At 74.9% G+C, this 19,042-nt stretch carries 17 protein-coding genes; 15 read left to right on the top strand and 2 right to left on the bottom strand.

Translation table 11 applies throughout. The features are described 5' to 3' along the window. Positions 1–145: 145 nt before the first annotated feature. A complete protein-coding gene (locus ACRB68_RS17825; RefSeq protein WP_153533580.1) occupies positions 146–2,380 on the bottom strand; it encodes a molybdopterin-dependent oxidoreductase in 2,235 nt (744 codons plus the stop codon). 249 nt (positions 2,381–2,629) lie between these two features. Here ACRB68_RS17825 and ACRB68_RS17830 point away from each other — a divergent pair, with 249 nt between their 5' ends. The 14 genes from ACRB68_RS17830 (at position 2,630) to ACRB68_RS17895 (ending at position 16,443) form a co-directional block, all read left to right on the top strand. Then, positions 2,630–3,283: a response regulator transcription factor gene (locus tag ACRB68_RS17830; protein WP_153533582.1), complete on the top strand. Its 654-nt coding sequence runs from the start codon at positions 2,630–2,632 to the stop codon at positions 3,281–3,283. Between the two features lie 18 nt (positions 3,284–3,301). Next, positions 3,302–4,540, top strand: a complete 1,239-nt coding sequence (locus tag ACRB68_RS17835; RefSeq protein ID WP_207709720.1) for a sensor histidine kinase — start codon at positions 3,302–3,304, stop codon at positions 4,538–4,540. Positions 4,541–4,564: 24 nt separating this feature from the next. Next, complete coding sequence (locus ACRB68_RS17840; protein ID WP_153533584.1) at positions 4,565–5,098, top strand: hypothetical protein; 534 nt, start codon at positions 4,565–4,567, stop codon at positions 5,096–5,098. Then, positions 5,098–6,150, top strand: a complete 1,053-nt coding sequence (locus ACRB68_RS17845) for a peptidoglycan-binding protein (protein WP_153533586.1) — start codon at positions 5,098–5,100, stop codon at positions 6,148–6,150. The genes ACRB68_RS17840 and ACRB68_RS17845 overlap by 1 nt, the downstream gene beginning before the upstream one ends. Further along, positions 6,147–6,830: an ABC transporter ATP-binding protein gene (locus ACRB68_RS17850; RefSeq protein ID WP_328594356.1), complete on the top strand. Its 684-nt coding sequence runs from the start codon at positions 6,147–6,149 to the stop codon at positions 6,828–6,830. Before ACRB68_RS17845 ends, ACRB68_RS17850 begins: the two co-directional genes overlap by 4 nt. Beyond that, a complete protein-coding gene (locus tag ACRB68_RS17855) occupies positions 6,827–8,011 on the top strand; it encodes an ABC transporter permease (protein ID WP_328594357.1) in 1,185 nt (394 codons plus the stop codon). The genes ACRB68_RS17850 and ACRB68_RS17855 overlap by 4 nt, the downstream gene beginning before the upstream one ends. Positions 8,012–8,093: 82 nt before the next feature. Continuing rightward, complete coding sequence (locus tag ACRB68_RS17860; RefSeq protein WP_153533588.1) at positions 8,094–8,540, top strand: NfeD family protein; 447 nt, start codon at positions 8,094–8,096, stop codon at positions 8,538–8,540. Continuing rightward, positions 8,537–9,601, top strand: a complete 1,065-nt coding sequence (locus ACRB68_RS17865; RefSeq protein ID WP_153533590.1) for an SPFH domain-containing protein — start codon at positions 8,537–8,539, stop codon at positions 9,599–9,601. Before ACRB68_RS17860 ends, ACRB68_RS17865 begins: the two co-directional genes overlap by 4 nt. 296 nt (positions 9,602–9,897) lie before the next feature. After that, entirely contained in the window at positions 9,898–10,947 is a 1,050-nt protein-coding gene (locus ACRB68_RS17870; RefSeq protein ID WP_153533592.1) for an alpha/beta hydrolase, read from the top strand. Positions 10,948–11,032: 85 nt separating this feature from the next. Further along, entirely contained in the window at positions 11,033–12,085 is a 1,053-nt protein-coding gene (locus tag ACRB68_RS17875) for a CapA family protein (protein WP_328594359.1), read from the top strand. 117 nt (positions 12,086–12,202) lie between these two features. Continuing rightward, entirely contained in the window at positions 12,203–13,294 is a 1,092-nt protein-coding gene (locus ACRB68_RS17880) for a CapA family protein (protein ID WP_153533594.1), read from the top strand. 72 nt (positions 13,295–13,366) lie between these two features. Then, on the top strand, positions 13,367–14,119 hold the full coding sequence (locus ACRB68_RS17885; protein WP_328594360.1) for a MerR family transcriptional regulator: 753 nt from the start codon (positions 13,367–13,369) through the stop codon (positions 14,117–14,119). Then, complete coding sequence (locus ACRB68_RS17890; RefSeq protein WP_207709721.1) at positions 14,116–14,625, top strand: GyrI-like domain-containing protein; 510 nt, start codon at positions 14,116–14,118, stop codon at positions 14,623–14,625. Before ACRB68_RS17885 ends, ACRB68_RS17890 begins: the two co-directional genes overlap by 4 nt. Before the next feature lie 81 nt (positions 14,626–14,706). Further along, positions 14,707–16,443, top strand: a complete 1,737-nt coding sequence (locus tag ACRB68_RS17895) for an SDR family oxidoreductase (protein WP_328594361.1) — start codon at positions 14,707–14,709, stop codon at positions 16,441–16,443. A gap of 75 nt (positions 16,444–16,518) precedes the next feature. Here the strand turns inward: ACRB68_RS17895 and ACRB68_RS17900 are convergent, their stop codons facing one another. Next, positions 16,519–17,967: an MFS transporter gene (locus ACRB68_RS17900; protein ID WP_153533598.1), complete on the bottom strand. Its 1,449-nt coding sequence runs from the start codon at positions 17,965–17,967 to the stop codon at positions 16,519–16,521. A gap of 70 nt (positions 17,968–18,037) precedes the next feature. On the opposite strand from ACRB68_RS17900, the gene ACRB68_RS17905 reads away from it, so the two are divergent. Further along, complete coding sequence (locus tag ACRB68_RS17905; RefSeq protein ID WP_153533600.1) at positions 18,038–19,039, top strand: GlxA family transcriptional regulator; 1,002 nt, start codon at positions 18,038–18,040, stop codon at positions 19,037–19,039. Positions 19,040–19,042 lie beyond the last annotated feature (3 nt).

The raw sequence follows: 19,042 nt of genomic DNA on the forward strand, positions 1-19,042 counted from the left end.
GGCGGGCCCCCGATGCGACCCTAGTCTTTCGCGATCACCGGCGGCCACCCTTGCGGGGGAGGGCATTGCGGGCGGCCGGGAACCTCCGGCCGCGGTGACCGGCGTGCCCCCACGGTGCTGCATTACTACCTGCGCGTAGGGGGGCCTAAACCCGCGCGGGCCCGGCCGCCTCCAGGGTGACCGGGACGCCGTTGAAGACCGCGTTGCCCGACAAGGGGTCGATCTCCCGCTCGTCGGTGACCGCGTTGACGTTCACGCCCGCGTTCCGGCGGGCGACGCCGGCGCGGGTGCCGGGCCGGTCGTGGCCCCAGCCGTGCGGCAGGCTGACCACCCCCGGCATGATCGCGTCGGTGGGCTCGGCGACGGCCTCCAGCGCGCCGGCCCGCGAGGTGACCCGGACCAGGTCGCCGGCGGCGACGCCGAGCGCCGCGGCGTCGGCGGGGTTCAGCTGGAGCGTGCAGGTGTTGGAGCCGCGCACCAGCTCGGGGACGTTGTGCAGCCAGCTGTTGTTGGACCGCAGATGGCGGCGGCCGATCAGCACCGTGCCCGGGGCGGCGGGCCCGGCGAGGCCGGCGCGCAGCCGGTCGGCGTCGGCGGCGAACGCCGGCGGGCAGAGCTCGATCCGGCCCGAGGCGGTGCACAGCACCTCGGCCAGGCGCGGCTTGAGGGCGCCGAGGTCGACGCCGTGCGGGTGCTCGTCGCGCAGCCGGGCGAGGGTGAGGCCGGCCGGGTCGGCGCCGAAGCCCTCGCCGTAGGGGCCGAGCCGCAGCATCATGTCCAGCCGCTGCTCGGTGAGCGTGGCGGCGCCGCCCTCGGCGAGCAGCTTGCGCAGGTCGGCGGGCTCGCGGCCGTGCACCGGGGAGCCGGGCGCCGCGGCGGCCTTCGCCAGCGTGCTCGCGATGATCATCTCGTCCAGCGCCTCGGGGCCGGCGTCCAGGCCGGAGGCCGCCACGGCGAGCCGGGCGAGGATGGCGGCCTCGCTCGGCCGTCCCTCCGGCAGCGGCACCGCGGGCGGCGAGTAGCGGGCGTAGTCGCGCACCGCGAAGCCGAGCAGCGCCAGGTCGTAGTGCGGCGTCTGCGCGGGCCGGGGCGGCGGCAGGACCACGGTGGCGTGCCGGGTGGTCTCGTTCAGGTACGGGTCGACGCTCACCATGAAGTCCAGGCCGGCGAGCGCGGCGTCGAGGCGGGCCGCGTTCGGCGCCGACAGCGCCGGGTTGCCGCCGATGGTGATCAGCGCCCGGATCTGCCCCTCGCCGGGCGTCTCGATCTCGTCGGCGAGGGTGGCGACCGGCAGCTCGCCGTTCACCTCGGGCAGGCCGCGCACCCGGCTGTGCCAGCGGCCGGTCTGGTACGGGCGCTTGGTCCGGTAGACGGGCATATGGGCGGGGCGCGGGAACATCGCGCCGCCGGGCCGGTCCAGGTTGCCGGTGAGCACGTTGAGGACGTCCACCAGCCAGCTGTTCAGCGTCCCGAACGCCTGCGTGCAGGTGCCGATGCGGCCGTAGACGGCGGCGGTGGGCGCGGCGGCGAGCTCGCGGGCGAGGCGGCGGATGTCGGCGGCCTCGATGCCGGTGACGGCGGCGACCCGCTCGGGCGCGAGGTCGCGGACGAGGGCGCGCAGGTCGTCCAGCCCGTTGACGTTCCCGGGCGAGCCGGCCAGCTCCTCGGCGAACAGCGTGTGGACGAGCGCGGCCAGCAGGTAGGCGTCGGTGCCGGGCCGGATGAACAGGTGCTCGTCGGCCAGCGCGGCGGTGCGGGTGCGGCGCGGGTCGATCACGGTGACCTTGCCGCCGCGCGCCCGGATCGCCTTCAGCCGGCCGGGGAAGTCGGGTGCCGAGCAGAGGCTGCCGTTGGACTCCAGCGGGTTGGCGCCGAGCATCAGCAGGTGGTCGGTGCGGTCCAGGTCGGGCACCGGGATCGCGAACGGGTCGCCGAACAGGAACCCGCTGCTGACGTGCTTGGGCATCTGGTCGGCGGTGCTGGCGGTGTAGACGTTGCGGGTGCCGAGCGCCTTGATGATCGCGGCGCCGTAGAGCGGGCCGGCGATCGAGTGCGCGGTCGGGTTGCCGATGTAGACCGCGACGGCGTCCTTGCCGTACCGCGCCACGACCTTGCCGATCTCGGCCTTGACCAGGTCGAACGCCTCGTCCCAGCCGGCCGGCACATGGGCGTCCGGGGTGCGCCGCAGCGGCTCGGCGAGCCGGTCGGGGTCGCCGTCCAGGCGGCCGAGCGTGGCGCCCTTCGGGCAGATGAACCCCTTGCTGAGCGGGTCGCTGCGATCGCCGCGCACGCCGGTGACGGCGCCGCCGTCGTCGAGCGTGAGCTCCAGGCCGCACAGGGCCTCGCAGAGCGGACAGGTGCGGTAGGCCGTGCGGCTCATCGACGGGCTCCTCGTGCCGGGACCGTACCAATAATGGCCCGCCGGCCGGGGCGGCGCCATGATGGAACGATCCAGGCCGCGCAACTTCTGCCGAAATGTGACAAGCGCCCCGGCCGGGGACGCCGAACCGCCGGAACGCGCGGCGGGGCGGTGCGGCCGGCCGGCGGAACGGTGTGACGGCCGTGTGACCGCCCCGCCGTACGCTGGCGTTCCGGATCGGTGGCGGACTCGGGCGGTCGGGGGAGACGGATGAGGGTCCTGGTGGTCGAGGATCACGTGTGGCTCGCCGACTCGGTGGCGCGGGTCCTGCGGCGCGAGGGCATGGCGGTCGACGTGGCCTACGACGGGACGGAGGCGCTCGACCGCACCGTCGAGGTCGACTACGACGTGGTGGTCCTCGACCGGGACCTGCCCGGGGTGCCCGGCGACGAGGTGTGCCGCCGGCTGACGCGGGAGCCGCTGCGCACCCGGGTGCTCATGCTGACCGCGGCCGGCGCCGTCGCCGACCGGGTGCGGGGCCTCACCCTCGGCGCCGACGACTACCTGCCGAAGCCGTTCGCCTATCCCGAGCTGGTGGCGCGCGTCCGGGCGCTCGGCCGGCGCTCCCAGCCCGCCGTGCCGCCCGTCCTGGTGCGCGGCGACCTGGCACTGGACCCGGCCCACCGGATCGCCACCCGGGCCGGGGTGCGGCTGGCGCTGAACCCCAAGGAGCTGGCCGTCCTGGAGCACCTGCTCGCCGCGCAGGGCCGGGTGGTCTCGGCCGAGGAGCTGCTGGACCGGGTGTGGGACCGGGCCGCCGACCCCTTCACCACGACGGTGAAGGCCACCATGAACCGGCTCCGGGCCAAGCTCGGCGAGCCGCCCGTCATCGAGACCGTCCCCCGGGCCGGCTACCGGATCTGAACCGGGAAGGGAGTCCTCGTGGGCCTGAAGTCCCAGATCTCCGGCATGCGGGTCAGGCTGCGGCTCACCCTCCTGTACGGCGCCCTCTTCCTGCTCTCCGGCGCCGTGCTGCTGGCCGTCACCTATCTGCTGGTCGCGCACGGCAGGACGAACGTCGAGGTGTCCGCGCTCAGCAGGTCCCCGTCCGGGGAGCGGAGCCTCAGCGTCTACCAGGGGGACGGCGCGCCGGCCGATCCCCGGCTGCCCGCCGCGGACCGGCGGATCGTCCAGGCGGTCCGGGACCAGGCCGTCCGGCAGCAGGCCGAGACGATGCACCGGCTGCTCGTGCAGTCGGGTGTGGCGCTCGCCGTCATGTCGGTCATCGCGACCGCGCTCGGCTGGCTGGTGGCCGGGCGGGTGCTGCGGCCGCTGCAGACCATGACCGCCGGCATCCGGCGCATCTCGGCGCGGAACGTGCATGAGCGGCTGGCCCTCACCGGGCCCCGTGACGAGCTGAGGGACCTGGCCGACACCGTCGACGGGCTGCTCGGCCGGCTGGACGCCGCGCTCGACTCGCACCGGCGGTTCGTCGCCAACGCCGCGCACGAGCTGCGCACGCCGCTGACGGTGGAGCACGCCCTGCTGGAGGAGGCCCTCATCGATCCGGACGCGACGGCGGAGTCGTTCCGGGCGCGGTTCCGGCAGCTGATGGTCGTCAGCGAGCAGCAGGCCCGGCTCCTGGAGTCGCTGCTGGTCCTGGCGACCAGCGAGCGCGGCCTGGACCGCCTGGAGGACGTCGACCTGGCCGGGCTGACCGGGGAGGTGCTGCGGGGCGCCGAGCCGGAGGCGCGGCGGCGGGGCGTGGCCGTCGCGGCGCGGAACCGGCCGGCGCGGATCGCCGGCGATCCCGCCCTCGTCGAGCGCCTGGTGGCCAACCTGGTCGACAACGCGCTGAGCTACAACGTCGCGGACGGGCAGGTGGACGTGGCGACGGGCATGGAGGGCGCGCGCCCCTTCCTGTCGGTGGCCAACACCGGGCCGCCCGTCCCGCCGGAGATGACGGACCGGCTGCTCAGCCCGTTCCAGCGGCTCGGCCGGACGGCCGACGGAGGTCACCACGGCCTCGGGCTGTCCATCGTCCAGGCGATCGCCGCGGCCCATTCGGCGGACCTGGCCGTGGTCGCCCGGCCGGACGGCGGCCTCGACGTCAAAGTGCTCTTTCCGGAAGAGGAAAAGCCGGGCAAGAACGGTCAGGTGTTTTCTGTGCCCGTCGTGTGACCGGCCGGGGCGTAGAACATACGCATGTCGAAGAAAACGCTGCGGCGGGCCATTGCCGCGATCGCCGTGATGCTTTCCACGGGAACGGCGGGTTGTGCCGGGCACGAGGATCCGAATGTGGCGACCGCCGCCTCCGGCGCGCCCAGGGCCGGCGCGACGACCGGCGGTCCGAGCTCCGAGCTGAAGTACTCGCGGTGCATGCGCGACCAGGGGCTGTCGTGGTTCCCCGACCCGGCGCCCGACGGAAGCCTGGGGGTGCGCGTTCCCGAGGGGACCGACGAGAACACGTACAAGAAGGCGCAGGAGGCGTGCAAGAAATACGCGCCCGGCGCGAACCAGGGCGGCAGGATCAGCGCGGACGACCTCAATAAGATCCGGAAGGTGTCGCAGTGCATCCGGGAGCACGGATTCTCCAAGTACCCCGACCCGGATTCGAACGGCGCCATACAGGGCGATTCCAAGGACCTTGGATTCGAGCCCGACGACCCGGCATTCCGGAAGGCGATGCGGGAATGCCAGAAGTACCTGCCGCCCCGGAAGGGCGGAGGCGGCTCCTGATGGGCGCGCGACGCAGGGCGGCCACGGTCGCCGGCGTGCTCGCGGCCGGCGCCGCGGTCGCCGCGGTCACGGTCTTCGGCATGCCGGGGGCGCGGAGCGGCCACCGGCCCGCCGGCCGGGCGCCGGTGCCCACCGCCGGCATCACCCGGCAGACGCTGGTCGACCGGGAGGACCACGACGGCACGCTCGGCCACGGCGACGCCACGACGATCTCCTCGCGCGGCGCCGGCACCGTGACCTGGCTGCCCCCGGAGGGCGCGACGATCACCCGCGGCAAGGCGGTCTTCCGCCTCGACGACAGGCCGGTCGTCCTGCTCTACGGCCCGATCCCGGCGTACCGCAGGCTCGCGCCGGGCGCCAGGGGCGCCGACGTCGAGCAGTTCGAGCGGAACCTCTGGGCGCTCGGCCGCCGGGGGTTCACCGTCGACAGGGCCTACAGCGCCGCGACCGCCGCCGCGGTCCGGGACTGGCAGGACGATCTCGGTCTCACCAAGACGGGCTCGGTCGATCCCGGGCAGGTCGTGTACGCCGCCGGCGCGGTGCGGGTGGACTCGCTGAGCACGCAGGCGGGGACGGTGGCCGGGCCCGGCGCGGCGGTGGAGAAGGTCACCGGCACCGCGCCGCTGGCCCTGGTCGGGCTGGACCAGAGCGCGGGGCGGCTCGCCCGGCGGGGCGCCGCGGTGCGGGTCACGCTGCCCGGCGGGAAGGTCGTCCCGGGAAGGATCACCAAGGTCGCCACGGTGGCGGTCCGGGGCGAGAACGGCGAGTCGGCCACCACCAGGATCAAGGTGGTCGTCGGTTTCGACGCCGCGGTCACGAGCGAGGGCACGGCCGCCGTCACCGTCGCCTTCACCGCGGGCGAGCGGCCGGACGTGCTGGCCGTCCCGGTGGCCGCGCTGCTCGCGCTCGCCGAGGGCGGGCACGGGGTGCAGGTCGTCGACGGCGCCGCGACGCGGACCGTGGCGGTGCGGACCGGGCTCTTCGCCGACGGCAGGGTCGAGATCAGCGGGGCCGGGCTGCAGGCCGGCATGAAGGTGGCGATGCCGTCGTGAGCCCCGCCGGAACCGAGGGCAGCCCGGTGGTCGAGCTCGCCGGCGTCACCAAGACCTATCCCGGCGGCGTCACCGCGCTGCGCTCGGCCGACCTGGTCGTCGGCCGCGGCGAGCTGCTGGCGATCGTCGGGCCGTCGGGCTCGGGCAAGTCCACGCTGCTGAACCTGATCGGCACGCTGGACCGGCCGACGCGGGGGAGCGTGCGGATCGACGGGCACGACGTCGCGTCGCTGTCGGACCGGGGGCTCTCCGCGCTGCGCGCCGCCGGCATCGGCTTCGTCTTCCAGCAGTTCCACCTCGCGCCGGGACGGGACGCGCTCGGCAACGTCGCCGACGGCCTGCTCTACACCGGCGCCGGCAAGCGGGAACGCGAGCGGCGCGCCGAGGCCGCGCTGGTGCGGGTCGGCCTCGGCGAACGGCTCGCCCACCGGCCGCACCGGCTCTCCGGCGGCGAGCGCCAGCGGGTGGCCATCGCCCGCGCGGTCGCGGGCGACCCGCCGCTGCTGCTCGCCGACGAGCCGACCGGGAACCTGGACTCGGCCTCCGGCGCCGGGGTGATGGACCTGCTGCGCGAGCTGAACGGGGCGGGCACGACGGTCCTGGTCATCACGCACGACCGCGAGATCGCCGCCGGCCTGCCCCGGCGGGTGCGCATGCTCGACGGGCGGGTGGTCCTGTGACGACGCCGCGCCCCGCCCGGCTGCGCCCGTCGGACCTGGTCCGGCTCGGCGGCTCCGGCCTGCGCTCCCGCCCGCTGCGCGCCGTGCTGTCGGCGCTCGGCATCGCGATCGGCATCGCGGCGATGACCGCGGTGGTCGGCGTCTCGGCCTCCGGCCGCGCCGGCCTCGACCGGGAGCTGGCCCGGCTCGGCACCGACATGCTGACGGTGTCGCCCGGCGGCACGGCGTTCGGCGAGCGGGCCACGCTGCCCGACGCGTCGGTCGCGATGATCAAGCGGATCGGCCCGGTGCGGTCGGTCACCGCGACCGGCCTGCTCAACGGGGTGCACGCCTACCGCAACGAGCGGGTCCCGGCGGCGCAGACCGGCGGCCTGTCCGTGCGCGCGGCCCGGCTCGACCTGATCGGGACGGTCGGCGCCGAGCTGGACCACGGCGCCTGGCTGAACGCGGCGACCGGCCGGTATCCGGCGGTGGTGCTCGGCGCGACGGCGGCCGAACGGCTCGGCGATGTGCCCGCGGTGCGCATCGGCGGCCGGTGGTGGGTCGTGGTCGGGGTGCTGCGGAAGGCGCCGCTCGCGCCGGAGCTCGACTCGGCGGTGCTCATGGGGTGGCCGGCGGCCAGCGCGTACCTGGGCTTCGACGGGCACCCGACGACGGTCTACACGCGGTCGGCGGAGTCGCGGGTGGAGGCGGTGCGCGGGGTGCTGGCGGCCACGGCGAACCCGCCGGCGCCGAACGAGGTGCAGGTGTCGCGGCCGTCGGACGCCCTGGCCGTGCGCCGGGCCGCGAACGCGACGCTCACCGCGCTGCTGCTCGGGCTGGGCGGGGTCGCGCTGCTGGTGGGCGGGATCGGCGTGGCCAACACGATGGTGATCTCGGTGCTGGAGCGGCGCGCGGAGATCGGCCTGCGCAGGTCGCTGGGCGCCACCAAGGGCCAGATCCGGGCGCAGTTCGTCGCGGAGTCGCTGCTCCTGTCGCTGCTCGGCGGCGCGGCCGGCGTGCTGCTCGGCTGCCTGGTGACCGGGACGTACGCCATGGCGCAGGCGTGGCCCGCGGTCGTGCCGCTGTGGGTCCTGGCGGGCGGTGCCGGCGCGACCGCGCTGATCGGCGCGGTCGCGGGCCTGTATCCGGCGATCCGCGCGGCCCGCCTGGCGCCCGCGGAGGCCCTGGCGGCGGCCTGACGCCCCGGCCCGTCCCCGCCGCGCCATGGTGCATCGGGCGGGCCGGGTCTACCGTGGAGGAAAGGGCCTCTGGGGAGGCGCGATGGAGGCTTGGGTCCTCTGGCTGCTGGCGGCGGCGCTGCTCGGGATCGCCGAACTGCTCACGCTGACGTTCGCGCTCGGGCTGCTCGCGGCGGCCGCCGCGCTGACCGGCCTGGCGGGCGCGGCGGGGCTGCCGCTCGGCGCGCAGGTGGCGGTGTTCGCGGCCGGCTCGGCCGCCGGGCTCGGCCTGGCCCGCCCGATCGCGCGCCGGCACCTGGCCGTCCCGCCCGCGCTGCGGTCCGGCACCGCCGCGCTGGTCGGCCGCGAGGCGGTCACGCTCACCGAGGTCACCCGGGCCGGCGGGCGCGCCCGCATCGGCGGCGAGGAGTGGACGGCCCGGCCCTACGACCCGGGCGCGGTCATCCCGGCGGGCACGGTCACCGACGTGCTCGCCATCGAGGGCGCCACCGCGCTGCTCTACGGCACCGCCCCGGAGGAGGGGACATGACGGAACTGGCCATCGTCGTGCTCGTGCTGGTGGTCCTCGGCCTCGGCGCGGTCGCCGTCGCGGTGCTGCGGGCGGTGTGGATCGTCCCGCAGGCGCGGGCCCGCAACGTCGAGCGGTTCGGCCGCTACAGCCGCACGCTGGAGCCGGGCATCAGCTTCGTGGTGCCGTTCGTGGACCGGGTGAAGGGCCTGATCGACCTGCGCGAGCAGGTGGTGTCCTTCCAGCGGCAGCCGGTGATCACCGAGGACAACGTGGTGGTGCACATCGACACCGTGCTGTTCTTCCAGGTCACCGACCCGCGCGCGGCCGACTACGAGATCGTCGACTACATCAAGGCGATCGAGCAGCTGACCGCCACCACGCTGCGCAACGTGATCGGCACGCTGGACCTGGAGGCCACGCTGACCTCCCGGGACCGGATCAACACCGCGCTGCGCGGGGTGCTGGACGACGCGTCCGGCAAGTGGGGCATCCGGGTCACCCGGGTGGAGATCAAGGCGATCGAGCCGCCGCCGTCCATCAAGGACGCGATGGAGAAGCAGATGCGCGCCGAGCGGGAGAAGCGCGCGGCGATCCTGACCGCCGAGGGCGGCCGCCAGTCCAAGATCCTCACGGCGGAGGGCGAGAAGCAGGCGGCGATCCTGCGCGCCGAGGGCGCCAAGCGCGCCGCGGTGCTGGAGGCCGAGGGGCAGGCCGCCGCGGTCCGGCAGGTCTTCGAGGCGATCCACGACGCCGACCCCGACCCCAAGCTGCTGGCCTACCAGTACCTGCAGACGCTGCCGAAGCTGGCGCAGGGGGAGGGCAGCACGTTCTGGGTGATCCCGAGCGAGGTGACCTCGGCGCTGCAGGCGGTGTCGCAGGCGTTCGGCGGTTCGCTCGAGCGGGCCGTCCCGGCGCCGCCGCGGCCGCGCCCGGCGGAGCGGGAGGAGCCGGCCGCGGTGGCGGGCCCGGACGTCCGGGCGCCCTACGAACTGGCCCCGGGCGAGGAGTGGCCGGCCCGGCTGCCGGCGCCGCGCGCGGGGCAGGACGCCGAACGGCCGGTCGGGCAGGCCGGTGCTTGAGCCGCTCCGCACGGTTTTGTTCGTATTGGAGCAAATGGCAATAGAAGCCGGTTCCCGTCGCCGGCCGGATACAGCAGGTGAGCAGGCCGGACGGCGGCCGAAGCGGCTGTGACCTGCTGTTCCGGCTCGCTCACTTTGGGCCATCCACACAAAACAAAGATCAATTTTGTGGGCCGCCCGGGCTATTGCGGGCAAGGCGTGCTCCGCTAGCGTCTCGCACAGCCGTGCGAGGCGCCGCCTCCCCACCCCCTCCGGCGCCGCGGGGATCGCACGGTCCCTGACTCCGGAGTGTGAGAATGTCGCGTGTTGCACGTGGCCGCCGCGGGCTGCGCGCCGCCCTGGTGACCCTGGCCGGGATCGCCGTGACGGCCGGCCCGGCCGTCCACGCGGACGCCGCCGCGAAGGCGCCCGTCCTGCGCAAGGCCGACACCGGCGCCGCCATCACCGGGCGGACGCAGATCGACGCGCGCACCTTCGACCTCAGCGTGAAGTCCCCGTCGATCGGGCAGACCGTGAAGGTCCGCGTCATCACCCCGAAGGGCTGGTCGGCGACCTCGGCCCGCCGCTGGCCGGTCGTGTACACCTTCCACGGCGGCGCGGCCCACTACGAGTCCTGGACGAAGTACACCGACATCGAGCAGGTCGCCGCGCGCTACGACGCGATGGTCGTCATGCCCGAGGGCGGCGCGAACGGCTCGTACACGAACTGGTACAACTACGGCCGTCCCGGCGGCCCGAAGTGGGAGACCTTCCACACCAGCGAGGTCGTCCAGCTCATGGAGCGCAACTTCCGCGCGAGCAGCGCGCGTGCGGCCATGGGCATCTCCTCGGGCGGGCAGGGCGCCATCACCTACGCCGCCCGGCACAAGGGCATGTTCAAGTACGCGGCGTCGTTCAGCGGCATCGTGCACCTGACCAAGCCGGGCATCCCGGCCACGCTGATGTTCGCCGGCCTCGTGGCCATTCCGAGCGAGGACCCGTTCCGCATCTGGGGCCCGCCGAGCGGCGACATGGCCAACTGGAAGGCGCACGACCCGTACCTGCTGGCGGGCAACCTGCGCGGCACGCGGCTGTACCTGTCGTCGGGGCTGACCGGTGAGCCCGGCCCGCTGGACCCGCCGTTCCAGGGGCTGGAGTACGTCCGGCTGCGGGTGGTCGCCGGCCTCAGCGAGTCCACCGCGGGCTCGACGAACGTCTCGCTCGCCGCCCGGCTGAAGCAGCTGGGCATCCCGGTGACGACGCACTTCTACCAGAACGGCTGGCACCAGTGGGGCTACTGGGGCCCGGAGATGCACCGGGCGTGGCCCGGCATCATGCAGTCGATCGGCGCCAAGCGCGTCGCCTGATCCGATCCGCAGCAATTCGGGGCGAACCTCCTGATCCCGGACGGCATCGAAGCTGGCAAACAGTTTCGGAAAGCGGGAGGTCCCAGTGCGAATCGGGAGGCGGATGGCCGTGCTGCGCGCGGCGGTCGCACTGGCGGCGGCGTCGTCGGCCACGGGCTGCGCGACGCTCATCGACTGGGACCCCAAGGACATGAAGAAGCCGTTCACCGTCGCGTTCGGCGGGGACGTCCACTTCGAGGGCATGCTGCGCGGCCGCCTGGACAGCAGGCCCGACGACGCGCTCGGCCCGATCGCGGCCCAGCTGAAGAGCGCCGACCTGGCGATGGTCAACCTGGAGACCGCCGTCACGACGGGCGGTACGCCCGCGCCCAAGCAGTTCGCCTTCCGCGCCCCGCCGTCCGCGTTCCGCGCGCTGCGCTCGGCCGGCGTGGACGTGGCGACCATGGCCAACAACCACGGCATGGACTACGGCGAGACCGGGCTGAAGGACTCCCTGGAGGCCGCGCGCAAGGCGGGCTTCCCGGTCGTCGGCATCGGCAGCACCGCCAAGGAGGCGTTCCACGCGGAGGTGCTCAAGGTGAACGGCGCCAAGGTCGCCTTCATCGGCGCCACCCAGGTGCTGGACGACGAGCTGGCCACGGCGTGGACGGCCACCGACACCAAGGCCGGCCTCGCCTCCGCCAAGGACGCGGCGCGGCTGGTGCAGGCCGTCAAGGACGCCGGCGTGCGCAACGACGTGGTGATCGTCGACCTGCACTGGGGGCAGGAGCTCAACTCCTGCGCGACGCAGAACCAGCGGCAGCTGGCCGCTCAGCTCGCCGACGCCGGCGCCGACGCGATCATCGGCAGCCACGCGCACGTGCTGCTCGCCGGCGGCTACCTCAAGGACAAGTACGTCCACTACGGGCTCGGCAACTTCGTCTTCTACAACTCCGCCGGGAAGACCGCGCAGAGCGGCGTGCTGACGCTCACCTTCGACCCGCTGGCCAAGAAGCGGCGGGTGACCAAGGCCGACTGGGCCCCGGCCGTCATCACCGAGGGGGTGCCGGTGCCGCTGACCGGCGAGGCCGCCCAGCAGGCCCGCACGCAGTGGGAGGGCCTGCGCGGTTGCGCCGACGTCAAGGCCACCCCTGCCTGACCGATGTTTCACGTGGATCCATGCGCGCCGGACGCCGCGCGCGGGCGAAGCGGCGTCCTGGCCGGCGCATCGCGGATCGCGTGGCATGCTGAGCCGAAGCCGATCAAGGAGGTCCCCATGGCGCTGCGCAGGAGAGCGGTCGCGCTGACCGCGCTGGCCGGAGTGCTGACGGTCGCCGGGTGCGGCGGTGACGGGGACCCCAAGGCGAAGGGGCAGGCGTCGCCCGGCGCGTCCGCCAAGCCCGGGAAGGCCAAGGCCAAGGCGGCCGAGGCGGCCCCCAAGGAGCCGTTCACGATCGCGTTCGGCGGCGACACCCACTTCGAGGGCGGGCTGCGCGGCCGGCTCGCCAGCCCGGCGACGGCGCTCGGGCCGATCGCCAGGACGCTGCGCGCCGCCGACCTGGCGATGGTGAACCTGGAGACGGCCATCACCACCGGCGGCTCGCCCGCGCCCGGCAAGGAGTTCACCTTCCGCGCGCCGCCGTCGGCGTTCGCCGCGCTGAAGGGCGCCGGGGTGGACGTGGTGTCGATGGCCAACAACCACGGCATGGACTTCATGGAGTCCGGCCTGCGCGACTCGCTGAAGGCGATCAAGCGGACCGGGTTCCCGGTCGTCGGCATCGGCAGGAACGCCGAGGAGGCGTACCGGGCGCACCGGGTCACCGTGAAGGGCAACAAGGTGGCGATCGTCGGCGCCACCCAGGTCCTCGACGACCACCTGATCCAGGCGTGGACGGCCACCGACGCCAAGGGCGGCCTCGCCTCGGCCAAGGACGAGCCGCGCATGGTGCAGGCCGTGAAGGACGCCCGCAAGGGCTCCGACCTGGTCATCGTCCACCTGCACTGGGGGCAGGAGCTGAAGGCGTGCCCGCTGCCGCGCCAGCAGGCGCTCGCCAAGAAGCTCGTCGAGGCGGGGGCGGACGTCGTCGTCGGCGGGCACGCCCACGTCCCGCTCGGCGGCGGCTACATGGACGGCAAGTACGTCCACTACGGCATGGGCAACTTCGTGTTCTCCTCCGCCAACGGGCAGACCGCCAACTCGGGCGTGCTGCTGCTGCGGGTCGAGGACGGCAAGGTCGGCGCCGCCAAGTGGAAGCCCGCCCGCATCTCCGGCGGCCTCCCGATGCCGCTGTCGGGCGCTGCTGCTGCAGCGGAGGTCAAGCGATGGAACGGACTGCGCTCCTGCACCGGACTGTCAGCCCGTCCGTAGTGCTTACCTGGGGGACGACCCTCAGACCCCCGCACTTGACCCTCCCATAGTGGGAGAGGTGAGCCTGAGCCCGTGAGCGAAGATCTCCTGCCGATCGGCCGTTTCGCGCGGCTGTGCCGGCTGAGCGTCAAGCAGCTGCGGCACTACGACGAGCTGGGGCTGCTGGCCCCGGCGCACGTCGACTCCGCGTCCGGGTACCGGTACTACCGCCGGGACCAGGTGCGGGACGCGTTGTCGATCGGGCTGCTGCGGTCGCTGGACGTGCCGCTGCCGACGATCGGGCGGGTGCTGTCGGGCGAGGGCGTGGCGCGCGCGCTGCGCGAGACCCGGGACCGGCTGGAGGCCGACCTGCTGCGGCGCCGCCAGGCCCTGGACTCGCTGGAGCGCGTCCTCGCCGAGGGGCTGCCGCGCACCGAGGTCACCACCGTCCGGGAGCCGGCCCGCCGGGTCCGCATCGCCGCGGACACCGCGACGCCCGCCACCGTCGGCGCGGTCACCGCCGCGTGCGTGGCGCGGCTGCTGGACGGCGGCCCCGCCGGCGTCTTCACCGGGATCTTCCCGCTCGTCGTGGGCGAGGAGTTCCCGGTGCGGGTGGCGGCCGAGCCCGGCGGCGAGACGCTGCCGGGCGGCGTGTTCGCGGCGGCGGTGCACGTCGGGCCGTACTCGCAGGTGCCGCTGACGGCGCACGCGCTGCTGGCCTGGTGCGCCGAGCACGGGCACGACCCGCGCGGCCCGGTGCGGGAGGTCTACCTCACCGACCCGTCCCAGGTGTCACCGGAGGAGCTGGTGACCCGGGTCATGATCGGACTGGAGGAGACCCCGTGAGCGATTGGTACAAGGCCGCCGAGGAGCCCGAGATCGTCGAGTTCGGGCCGGTGCGCGGTCTGGCGGTGTCCGGGCAGGGCGCGCCGGGCGGCCCGGCCTACACCGCGGCGGTCGGCGCGCTGTACGGGGCGTTCGGGCCGCTCGGCCTGGTCCCGCCGCCCCTGGAGGGCCGCTGGTGGGTGAACGACGAGCGGCCGCCGCTGGAGGTGCCGCGCGAGGAGTGGCACTGGCAGCTGTTCCTGCGCGTGCCGGACGGGTTGGACCCGGACGTATCGGGGCACGACGGCATCGAGGTGGTGGAGTTCGGCGACGGGTTGTGCGTGCAGATGCTGCACTGCGGCCCGTACTCCGAGGAGCCGCGCAGCCTGGCCCGGATGGGCGCGCTGATGGACGCCGAGGGGCTCGTCCACGCCGGGCTGCACCACGAGCTGTACCTGACCGACCCGCGCGAGCCCGACGGGAGCAAGGTCCGGGTGATCCTGCGGCAGCCCGTCCGGCCTGCCTGATCTGGACACCGGCGTGCCACGGCGTACGTTCGCAAGGGGAGATCCTCGAACAGGCGGGTGGGCGCTATGCGGGAGTTCCGGGTGAGGTCGGGCGAGGTCGAGCTGGCCGTGCGGGAGCGCGGGCAGGGGAACGAGCCGGTGATCGTGCTCATCCACGGCTACCCCGACACCGGCGCGGTCTGGGACGAGGTCGCCGAGCGGCTCGCCACGCGGTTCCGCGTGCTGGCCTACGACGTGCGCGGCGCGGGCGGCTCGACGGCCCCCGCCGACCCGCTCGACTACGGCGTGGACGCGCTGCTCGGCGACCTGGCGGCCGTCCTGGACGGCGCCGGCGTCACCGGCCCGGTGCACCTGGCGGGCCACGACTGGGGGTCGGTGCAGGGCTGGGACGCGGTGATCGGCGACCGGCTGCGCGGCCGGATCGCCTCGTTCACCTCGATCTCGGGCCCGGCCCGGCAGCACATCGTGCCGTGGGCGCGCGAGACGGTACGGTCCGGGCCGCGCGGCGTCGCCGAGGTCCTCGGCCAGGCGCGGCGCAGCGTGTACATGCCGCTGATGATGGCGCCGTACGCGGGCGAGGCGCTCGCCCGGCTGCTGCCGGTCGCGTTCGAGAAGGGGCTGCGGCTGGCCGAGGGCGCCGAGCCGCGCCCCGGCCACCCCGCCGCGACCATCGCCCGGGACGCCCGCAACGGCCTCGGCCTCTACCGCGCCAACATGCGGCGGCTCGGCGCGGCCGGCGACGGCGGCACTGACGTGCCCGTCCAGGTCATCGTGCCGACCCGGGACCGGTACGGGACCGAGTCGATGCTGCTGTCGGCGCGCGGCCGGGCGTCGCGCCTGTACGTGCGGCGCATCCCGGCCGGGCACTGGGCGGTGCGCCGCGACCCCGACCGGATCGCCGCCTGGATCGGCGAGTTCGCCGACCACGTCGAGGGCGGGCCGGAGACGCCGGAGCTCGCCCGCGCCCGCGCGGCGGGCGGGACCGGCGGGGAGTTCGCCGGGCGGCTGGTCGTGGTGACCGGCGCGGGCAGCGGCATCGGCCGCGCCACCGCGCACGCGTTCGCCGCCGCCGGGGCGCGGGTCGTCGCCGCCGACGTCGACGAGGACGCGGCGAAGCGCACGGCCGGCGAGATCGGGGAGATGGCGAACATCTACCGGGTGGACGTGGCCGACGCCGCCGCCATGGAGCGGTTCGCCACCTATGTCGCCGAGGTGTTCGGGGTGCCCGACGTGGTCGTCAACAACGCCGGGGTCGGCCTCGCGGGGTCGCTGCTGGACACCACCGAGGCCGAGTGGGAGCGGGTCCGGTCGGTGAACCTGGACGGCGTCTACCGGGGCTGCCGGCTGTTCGCGCAGCAGATGGTGCGGCGCGGCGAGGGCGGCCATCTGGTGAACGTGTCGTCGATGGCGGCGTTCGCGCCGAGCGCCGAGCTGCCCGCCTACTCGGCGACCAAGGCGGCGGTCCTGCAGCTCAGCGAGTGCCTGCGGCTGGACCTGGCGCCGTTCGGCATCGGCGTCTCGGCGGTCTGCCCCGGCGTGATCGACACCCCCATCACCCGCAACGCCCGCTATGTCGGGCTGACCGGCCAGCTGCGCGAGCAGGCGGCCCGGGCGTTCGAGCGCCGCGGCTACCCGCCCGAGCGGGTCGCCGCGGCGATCGTGAAGGCCGTCCGGCACGACCGGGCGGTCGTGACCGTCGCCGCCGAGGCCCGCGCCGCCCGCGCCCTGTCGCGCGTCTCGCCCGCGGCGGCCCGCGCCGTGGGAGGCCTCGCCCACCGCGCTGGCACCCGTCTGCAGCAGCGGCCCACCGGCGGATGAGGGTGCCGCCGCCGTGGCGGAGAAGGACGCCGGGGGCCGGAACAGAACCGGTGGCCGGTTCGTTGACGATGTGGATCATGAAGGCCGGGCCGGCGCCTTGCGGGGGCGGGCGCCGGACGGCCCGATCCGGTAGCGCAGGCTCACCAGCGCGGCGAGCACGCCCGCCGCGGTCATCGCGGTCCAGCCCGCCTGGAACGCGCCGGGGGACGGGGCAGCGGAGTTCCCGAGGATCGCGGTCAGCACGGCGACGCCGAGCGCCGAACTGATCTGCCGGGACATCATCAGCACCGCCGACCCGAGCGAGATGCGGTCGCCGGGCAGTGTCGCGGCCGACCCGAACAGCGGCGGCTGGAGCAGCGCGGTGCTCGCGCCGACCAGGGCGAGGCCCGGCATGACGGTGGTCAGGTAGGACGGCTCGGGAGTGATGGCGAGCGCCCACCAGCCTGCCGCCGCCGCGAGGGTGAGCCCGCCGAGGGCCGCCGCGGCGCGCGCGCCGATGCGTCCCACCAGCCAGCCCGACAGCGGTGACAGCAGCATGCAGGCGACCGGCTCGGGAGAGACGGCGAGGGCGGCGCGCACCGGCGAGTAGTGCCAGTGCACGGTGAGGAACAGCGTGGTGGACAGCAGCATCGCCGCGAACGCCAGGTAGTACAGGAACACCCCCGAGACCGCGATCCGGAACGGACGGTGCCGGAACAGCGCGAACCCGATGACGGGGTTCGGGTGCCGCCGCATGTGCAGCGCGGCCAGCGCGCCGAGGACGACGGCCGCGGCGGCGCAGCCGAGCGTGCCGGGTGAGCCGTAGCCCCACGCCGGGCCCTGCACGATGGCGGTGGTGAGCATGCCGGTGGTGCCGAGGATGAGCAGTGCGCCGAGCAGGTCCAGGCGCTGGCGCGAAGCGCGGCGGGCGTCCGGCAGCAGCCGCCGCCCGGCGAGCACGGCGAGGGCGGTGACCGGCACGTTGATCAGGAAGATCCAGCGCCAGCCGGCGGTGAGCAGCAGCCCGCCGGCGACCGGCCCGAACCCGGCGCCGAACGCGGCGACCGCCGTCCAGACGCCCATCACCGTCGGGTGCTCGCGGGCGGGGAAGGCCGGCAGCGCGAGGCCGAGCGAGGTGGGGATCAGCACCGCTCCGGCGGCGGCCTGCGCGATCCGGGCGGCGACCAGCACCGGCAGGGCGGGCGCGAGCGCGCAGCCGACCGACGCGGCGCCGAACAGCGCCATGCCGACCAGGAACGCGCGCTTGCGGCTGGTGTCGTCGGCGAGCCGCCCGGCCGGGACGAGCAGCGCGGCGAGCACGATCGTGTAGGCGTTCAGCACCCACGACACCTGCGGGAGCGAGGCGCCGGGGAAGGAGTCGCGCAGCGCGGGGAAGGCGACGCTGACCGCGAACAGGTCCAGGATCGCCAGGAACTGCGCGGTGGAGGCGACGGCGAGGACGAGCCAGCGGCGCGGGCCGGGGGCCGTTTCCGTGGAAGAGGCCGCAGGCGGCGCGGCGGGCGAGGGACGCGTGCGGAGAGCCATGCGTCCAGCCTGGCGATCGTTCGCGGGGCTCACGAGTGTCAGAAATGACAATAACCGCTAGGTTTGCGACATGGTCCACACCATCGCCGTGGCGATCATCGACGAGGCGCCGATCTTCGAGACGGCGATCCCCTGCCAGATCTTCGGCTCCCCGCCGCCCGGCCACACCGGGCCCTGGTACGAGCTGCTGCTCTGCGCCGAGCGGGCGCCCGGGCCGGTCGCGCTGCGCGGCTCGTCCGGGCTCGCCGACATGCCGGGCATGTTCCAGATGGTCGCGCCGCACGGGCTGGACGCGCTGGAACGCGCCGACACCGTGATCATCCCGGCCTGCGGGAACGCCTGGGCCGGGCAGCCGCCGGCCGTGGTCGGCGCGGTCCGCGCGGCGCACGGGCGCGGTGCGCGGATCGTCTCGCTCTGCTCGGGCGCGTTCGTCCTCGCCGACGCCGGGCTGCTGGAGGGGCGCCGCACCGCCGCGCACTGGAAGCACGCCGGCCTGCTCGCCGAGCGGCATCCCGGCGTGACCGTCGACCCCTCGGTCCTCTACATCGACCACGGCGACGTGCTGACCGGCGCGGGCAACACCGCCGGGATCGACCTCTGCCTGCACCTGATCCGGCACGACCTCGGCGCCGAGGTCGCCAACGCGGTCGCCCGGCAGATGATCGTCCCGCCGCACCGGGCCGGCGGGCAGGCCCAGTACGTGGAGACGCCGGTCCGCCGCGGCGGCCGCGACGACGGCCTCGGCCCGCTGCTGGAATGGGCCCTCACCCGGCTGCACGAGCCGCTCACCGTCGCGGGCCTGGCCGCCGAGGCGGGCCTCACCCCGCGCACCCTGATCCGCCGCTTCCACGCCGAGACCGGCATCACGCCGCTGCGCTGGCTGCACGCGCAGCGGGTGATGCGCGCCCGCGAGCTGCTGGAGCGCACCGACCTGCCGGTCGACCGGGTCGCGGCGCAGTGCGGGCTCGGCAGCGCCGCCAACCTGCGCGCGCACTTCGCCCGCGAGGTCGGCATCTCGCCGAGCGAGTACCGGCGCGGTCATCACCGGGACAGTCCCGTCCCGGCGGAGTAAGGG

This window comes from Actinomadura macrotermitis, from assembly GCF_009604375.1.
Classification (GTDB): Bacteria; Actinomycetota; Actinomycetes; order Streptosporangiales; family Streptosporangiaceae; genus Spirillospora; species Spirillospora macrotermitis.